This is a genomic window from Burkholderia sp. Ac-20345, from assembly GCF_017104825.1.
GTDB classification, from domain to species: Bacteria; Pseudomonadota; Gammaproteobacteria; order Burkholderiales; family Burkholderiaceae; genus Burkholderia; species Burkholderia lata_B.
Map to the genome: position 1 here is coordinate 20,074 of NZ_JAAGPO010000153.1, position 6,935 is coordinate 27,008.

Below are 6,935 nucleotides of genomic sequence, written 5' to 3' on the forward strand. Positions count from 1 at the left end.
TTTGTCAAACAATGTTCAATACCTGAAACGCACTTTAGCCATGCGATGCACGCCCCCCGCGAGATTGATCACCGACCGACACGGAATGCATGATCGACGTCGCATTCAGTTTCCGGATGATTAATTCCGCTGAAATGAATCATTAAATCCAGATAACGTTTGCACCCAGCCAAAATCGTCAAACTTTGTGAAATGACGTAATGTGCAATTGATTGAATTCAATGACGTGCTAGCCTTTTCGCCAGTATCGTCACTCCATTTTTGACGAACACAAGTCCGCACGATCGTGCGAATCCCCCATTTTCGGGGTATCGCCGCGACGACGCGCGACCGCCACCCTACGAGGATGTGCCGTGACTCACCAGGCCCCTGACGCCGTCGCGTACGCGAACGGCATGATCGAGCTTTCCCACAGCTTCGATGCGAACCGGTTTCTCGCGGCCATCGACCGCGACGAGCTCGCGACGCTGGTCCCCCACCTTCAACTCGTCCACCTGAAATCGGGGCAAGTGCTCTGCGAACCCGGCGAAATGCTCGCCGCGGTCTACCTGCCCGTCACGACCGCGATTTCGCTGCAGTACGTGTCGACGGGCGGCATGACGCTGGAAGTCGCGGAGATCGGCAGCGAGAGCGTGGTGTGCGACGACGTGATCGGCGGCAGCGGCCGGATGCCCTGCCGGGCCGTCGCCTGCCGCGACGGCTTCGTCTACCGGCTCGACCGGCGCGTGTTCGCCGCCGCGTTCGATGCGTCGCCGGTGATCCGCCATCTCGTGTTCATCTGCGTGCGGCTGCTGATGGCGCAGGTCTCGCAGATCACGTTCTGCAGCCGTCATCACGTGCTCAAACATCAGTTATGCAGATGGTTCCTGCTCGCGTATGACCGGACCCGCAGCATCGAGATCCAGGTGACGCACAGCATGCTGGCGCAGATGCTCGGCGTGCGGCGCGAAACGGTCACCGATGCCGCCGGCGAAATCCAGAAGCTGGGACTGATCCGGCAATACCGGAGCTCGATCGAGCTTGCCGACCTCGACGGCCTCGAAAAAATGTCGTGCGGCTGCCGCGCGATCGTGCGCGACGAGATGAAGCGCATCCTGTCGGCCGACTCGGGCGTGCCGGCCGCGTCGCGCGCCTGATCGGCCGGCCGGCGCGTCGGCGCCGCGCTTCTGCGTGCGAGGTTAGCTGTTTGTAGGGTGGCGAACAGAACGCCGTGTCTGCCAATGGTCTACTGATGCCGGACTGCCGGGGGGACGTCAACGCGTATCGCGCGTCTGCCCGAGCGGACGACAACACGCACGCCGGAGCAGCACGTGAAAAACGAAATCAGAACCATCCTGAAGCACGTCGCCCACCTCGAAGCCGCGATCGATTCGATCGGCGACAGGGACGACCTCTACGACGCGGGCCTCTCCTCGCTCGACACGATCCAGCTGATGCTCGCGATCGAGAAGCAGTTCAACATCGAGATTCCCGACGAGATGCTGAACCGCAACCTGTTCCGCAGCATCGACGCACTCGCGGACACGATCGCCACGCTGCAACGCACCGAGCATTCCGCATGAGCGCGCTGCTTCCCGAACTCGCGACCGACAGCGATTCACGTCGGCTCGACGAGGCCGCGCATGCTGTCGCGCAGATCGCCGCGCAGCACGCGGACGCGGTCGACCGCGACGCGCGCTGCCCGGTCGAGGCGATCGAGGCCATGCGCGCGCGCCGCCTCCTCGGCGCGATGGTGCCGACCCATCTCGGCGGCGCTGGCGCGTCGCTGGAAGACATCGCATCGGCCTGCTCGATTCTCGGCCAGGCCTGCGCGTCGTCGGCGATGGTGTTCGCGATGCACCAGATCCAGGTCGCCTGCATCGTCGACCACGCGCTCGACCAGGGCTGGCACAAGCTGTTCCTGCAACAGCTCGTGCGCCACCAGTGGCTGCTCGCATCGGCCACGTCGGAAGACGGCGTCGGCGGCAACCTGCGCGCGAGCCAGTGTGCGCTCGAAACCGACGGCGGCGAGTTCCGGCTGCGCAAATCCGCGCCGACGATCTCGTACGGCGACTACGCGGACGGCATCCTCGCCACCGCGCGACGCGATGCGGACGCGCCGGCTTCCGAGCAGGTGCTCGTCACGCTGCTGCGCGACGGCTACACGCTCACGCGCCGCGGCGAATGGGACACGCTCGGGATGCGCGGCACCTGCAGCAACGGCTTCGAGCTCGACGCGCAAGGCGCCGCCGTCCAGTGCCTGCCGGTGCCGTTCGCGAAGATCGCCGAAGAAACGATGGTGCCGGTGTCGCACATCCTGTGGGCAGCGGTATGGATCGGCGTGGCCGGCGACGCGTTCCATCGCGCGCACCAGTTCTTCCGCGCGCAGGCACGCCAGACCGACGGCGCGCCGTCGCCCGCGTCGCGACGCATCGCCGAATCGCTCGCGCTGATGCAGGCGATGCAGGCCCGCGTCGACAACGTGCTGCGCCTTCATGCGAATCCGGCGTCCCGCTCGTGGTCGGCCGGCATGGCCCGGGCCGCCGAGATCAACACGCTGAAGACCTACGTGTCGACGACCGCGCTGGAAGTCGCGCACCAGGCCATGATGATCTGCGGGATGGCCGGCTACAAGCAGGGCACGCCGTTCAGCATCGGCCGCCACATTCGCGACCTGCATGCGGCGCCGCTGATGATCAGCAACGACCGCATTGCCGTCAACACCTCGAACCTGCTGCTCGCGCTGCGTCCTGCGACGCTGGAGAAACATACGTGAACGATCGCCTTACCGTGCCCTCCGCCGCCTCCGTTCCCGCCGATGCACCGATCGACCGCGCGGGCGTCAACCCGCTGCGCGACGAACTGATCGACGCGGGCCTGCTGGTCTCGACCGGCATCCAGGGCCTGTTCGGCCGCAGCGAGCGGTTCGAGCGTGTCGTGGAAGCGCTCGACGCGTTCGTCACGCGTATCGGCGCCGACCAGCAGGCGGAAGTGCTGCGCTTCCCGCCGGCGATGAGCCGCACCGAGTTCGAGCGCAGCGAATACATGAAGAGCTTCCCGCAGCTCGCGGGCAGCGTGCATGCGTTCTGCGGCGACGAGCGCCAGCACCAGCGCGTACTGCAGTGCCTCGATCACGGCGACGACTGGACGGAAAGCCAGAAGCCGACCTATGTCGTGATGACGCCGGCTGCGTGCTACCCGGTCTACCCTGTCGTCGCACGCGCGGGCGCGCTGCCGGCCGACGGCCGGATCGTCGACGTCTTCTCGTACTGCTTCCGCCACGAGCCGTCGCTCGATCCGACCCGCATGCAGCTGTTCCGGATGCGCGAATACGTGCGGATCGGCACGCCCGAGCAGATCGTGTCGTTCCGCGAGACCTGGATCGAACGCGGCACGCGAATGATCGAGGCGCTGCGCCTGCCCAATGCGATCGATCTCGCGAACGATCCGTTCTTCGGGCGCGGCGGCAAGATCGTCGCGAACAGCCAGCGCGAGCAGAACCTGAAATTCGAACTGCTGATCCCGATCGAGCACGACGGTCGCCAGACCGCCTGCCTGAGCTTCAACTACCACATGGACCATTTCGGGCTGCTGTGGGACATCCGCACCGCGACGGGCGATGTCGCGCACACGGGCTGCGTCGGCTTCGGTCTCGAACGGCTCACGCTCGCGCTGTTCCGCCACCACGGCTTCGACATCGATGCGTGGCCGCGCGAAGTCCGCAACGTGCTGTGGGGCACGCCATGAAATTCGTGTCCCGCGGCGGCGAAGACGCGTCGTTCGAGGATGTGCGCCACCGCGCGCGCCACTACCGGCCGCATCCGCTGCACAGCCAGGAGATGGTCTGGAAACAGACCAACTGCTACGTCGACATGTGGCTCGAGGTGCTCCGGTGGTGGGGCTTCAATCCGTACGCGGCGCTGCCGTTCACGATCGCGCTCGATTTCGAGGGCGACCAGTTCACGTTCTTCAAGTTTCCGCACGACGAACTGGAGCGGCTGTACGGCATCGTCGTGCAGGAGCACTCGATCTACGAATCGCTCGATCAGCACATCGAAACGCAGGTCGCGCGCGGCCACCTGATGATCGTCGAAGTCGACGCGTGGTTCCTGCCCGATACGCGCGGCAGCAGCTACCGTGCGCAGCACACGAAGACGACCATCGGCATCGACGCGATCGACCGAGCGAAACGCCAGATCGGCTATTTCCACAACAGCGGCTATTACGTGGCCGAGGATTTCGACTACAACGGGCTCGTCGGCGGCAGCTCGCCGATGACGCTGCCGCCGTACGTCGAATGCGCGAAGCGGCGGTTTGCGCCGCTCGACGAGCGCGAGCTGTGCGAAACGTCGCTCGCCGCGCTGCAGCGCCACCTGCGGCGCCTGCCGGTCGTCGACCCGATCGCCGCATTCCGGCGACAGTTGCAGACCGACGCGCGGACGCTCGCCGATTCACCGCTCGAGCACTTCCATGCGTACTCGTTCAATTCGGTGCGGCAGCTCGGCGCGAATTTCGAACTGTTCGGCCATTACGCGCGCTGGCTGCAGGCCAGCGGCTGCGTCGGGCCGTTCACCGAGATCCGCGCCGCGTGCGACCGCATCGCGTCCGAAGCGATGGTGCTGGAATTCCGGCTCGCGCGTGCCTGCGCGCGCGGCAAGGAGGAGCGCGGCGACTCGACGCTCGAAGCGATCCAGGCCGCGTACGCGGATGTGGTCGCCTGCGCGCGGCAGATCGCGTTGCCGCTGCGGCACATGACGCCCGCGCGCAGCGACACCGCGGCACCCGTGCCGGTCATGCGGTGACGCGCACGCGTGCCCTGCCCGCGTGGTCGATGCTGGCGACGGCCGCGGGTGCCGCACGGGAACCGCGCGATCTCCCGGCCGCGGGCGACGGCTGGATTCCGGCGACCGTGCCTGGCACCGTCGCGCAGTCGCTCGCGCTCGCCGGCCGGCTCGACGAAGCCGAATCGCTCGACGAGCGCGACTACTGGTACCGGATCGAGCTGCGCGGACACGGGCCGCGCATGCTGCGCTTTCACGGCCTCGCGACGCTCGCGCAGGCGTGGCTCGACGACACGCCGATTCTCCACTCCGACAGCATGTTCGTCGCGCACGACGTGCCCGTATCGCTCGACGGCACGCACCGGCTGACCCTCTGTTTCCGCGCACTCGCCCCGCACCTGCGCGACACGCGCGCGCCGCGCCGGGCGCGCTGGCGCACGCGGCTCGCGGAGCCTGCAACACTGCGCACGATCCGCACGTCGTTGTTCGGGCACATGCCGGGCTGGTTTCCGCCATACGTGCCGACCGGCCCGTGGCGGCCCGTGGACGTGCTCGATCCGGCCGACGGGCCCGTTCTCGTCGATTGCGACCTGCGCGCGCGCATCGAAGGCGACACGGGCTGGCTCGACGCGGAACTGACGTTCGCCGCGCCGCTGCCCGACGCGCTCGCGGCACGGCTGTCGTGCGGCCAGCACCACGCAACGCTCGAACGTGCGGGCGCCGACCGTCTGCGCGCCAGCGTCGCGGTGCCCAACGTGTGCCGCTGGTGGCCGCATACGCACGGCGATCCGGTGCTGTACGACGTTGCACTGCATATCGGCGACGAACGGCGGCCGCTCGGCGCGACGGGCTTCCGCACGATCGAGGTCGACACCGGCGCCGACGGCAAGGGCTTCGGGCTGTGCATCAACGGCGTGCCCGTATTTGCGCGCGGCGCGTGCTGGAGCAGCGCCGCACCGCTCGCGCTGTACGCGGACGACGCCACCTACGCCCGCCTGCTCGGGCTCGCGCGCGACGCCGGCTTCAACATGATCCGCGTCGGCGGCACGATGACCTACGAGGCCGATGCCTTTCACGCCTGGTGCGACCGGCTCGGGCTGCTGGTCTGGCAGGATTTCATGTTCGCGAACTTCGACTATGCGCTCGACGATCCGGCGTTCGCGGACAACGTCGACCGCGAAGCCCGGCAGTTCCTGTCGCGCCACGGCGCATCGCCGTCGCTTGCCGTACTGTGCGGCGGCAGCGAGATCGCGCAACAGGCCGCGATGTCCGGGCTCGGGCCGAAGCAGCGCTTCCTCGGGCTGACTGCCGACCGGCTGGCCGGCCAGGCGGCTGCATGCCGGCCCGATGTGCCGTACGTGCCCGATTCGCCCGACGGCGGCGTGCTGCCGTTCGCGCCGCGCGAACGCGTGTCGCACTATTACGGCGTCGGTGCGTACCTGCGCCCGCTCGACGACGCACGCCGCGCGGACGTGCGCTTCGCGAGCGAATGCCTCGCCTTCTCGAACGTGCCGTGCGACGCGACGCTCGCCGAGCTCGGCTGGCCCGGCGTGCACGAGCCGCGCTGGAAGGCCGCCGTGCCGCGCGACCCCGGCACGTCGTGGGATTTCGAGGACGTTCGCGATCACTATCTGCAAACGCTCTACGACGTCGCGCCCGACCGGCTGCGGCGCGAGGATCCGGCGCGCTACTTCGAGCTGTCACGCGCAGTGATCGCGGACCTGATGCGCGAAACGTTTTCCGAATGGCGGCGCACCGGCTCGCGCTGTGCCGGCGCGCTCGTCTGGCAGTTCCTGGACGTGATGCCGGGCGCCGGCTGGGGGGTGATCGACGCCGCGCACCGGCCGAAATCGGCGTGGCATGCGCTGCGCCAGGTCCTGCAGCCCGTACAGGTGCTGCTGGTCGACGAAGGCTTGAACGGGCTCGACGTGCATGTCGTCAACGAGCGCCCCGCGCCGCTGTCGGCGGCGCTCGAGCTGGTAGATCGGAAGAGCGTCGTGGAGGGGAAGAGTGTGATCTATCGTGTAGATCCTGGTGGTCGCCGGAGCATTAAAAAAAAAAAAAAACAACATCCACACATACCACCACTACCTCTCTCTCCCTCCCTACTTGCCTTGTATCCTCGTTTCCTATGTCCTCCCGCATCTTCCGTCTCGACACCTCATCTGTTATTAT

The 6,935-nt window shown here is 67.2% G+C and carries 6 protein-coding genes; all 6 read left to right on the plus strand.

Annotated elements, in window-relative coordinates:
* Positions 1 to 353 precede the first annotated feature (353 nt).
* Positions 354 to 1,136 carry a Crp/Fnr family transcriptional regulator gene (locus G3O06_RS34865; protein ID WP_205818924.1) on the plus strand — a complete coding sequence of 261 codons (783 nt, stop codon included), beginning with the start codon at positions 354 to 356 and terminating at the stop codon, positions 1,134 to 1,136.
* Between the two features lie 174 nt (positions 1,137 to 1,310).
* On the plus strand, positions 1,311 to 1,562 hold the full coding sequence (locus G3O06_RS34870; RefSeq protein WP_205818925.1) for an acyl carrier protein: 252 nt from the start codon (positions 1,311 to 1,313) through the stop codon (positions 1,560 to 1,562).
* Entirely contained in the window at positions 1,559 to 2,755 is a 1,197-nt protein-coding gene (locus G3O06_RS34875) for an acyl-CoA dehydrogenase family protein (protein WP_174972264.1), read from the plus strand. Before G3O06_RS34870 ends, G3O06_RS34875 begins: the two co-directional genes overlap by 4 nt.
* Positions 2,752 to 3,726, plus strand: a complete 975-nt coding sequence (locus G3O06_RS34880) for an amino acid--[acyl-carrier-protein] ligase (RefSeq protein ID WP_205818926.1) — start codon at positions 2,752 to 2,754, stop codon at positions 3,724 to 3,726. The genes G3O06_RS34875 and G3O06_RS34880 overlap by 4 nt, the downstream gene beginning before the upstream one ends.
* Complete coding sequence (locus G3O06_RS34885) at positions 3,723 to 4,781, plus strand: DUF1839 family protein (RefSeq protein WP_174972266.1); 1,059 nt, start codon at positions 3,723 to 3,725, stop codon at positions 4,779 to 4,781. Before G3O06_RS34880 ends, G3O06_RS34885 begins: the two co-directional genes overlap by 4 nt.
* On the plus strand, positions 4,778 to 6,935 hold a 2,158-nt coding region (locus G3O06_RS34890; protein WP_346779573.1), incomplete at its 3' end, for a glycoside hydrolase family 2 protein. The genes G3O06_RS34885 and G3O06_RS34890, both read left to right, overlap by 4 nt.

Coding starts and splice junctions, on each gene's coding strand:
- G3O06_RS34875 (WP_174972264.1), top strand. CDS start 1,559: ATGAGCGCGCTGCTTCCCGAACTCGCGACCGACAGCGATTCACGTCGG.
- G3O06_RS34885 (WP_174972266.1), top strand. CDS start 3,723: ATGAAATTCGTGTCCCGCGGCGGCGAAGACGCGTCGTTCGAGGATGTG.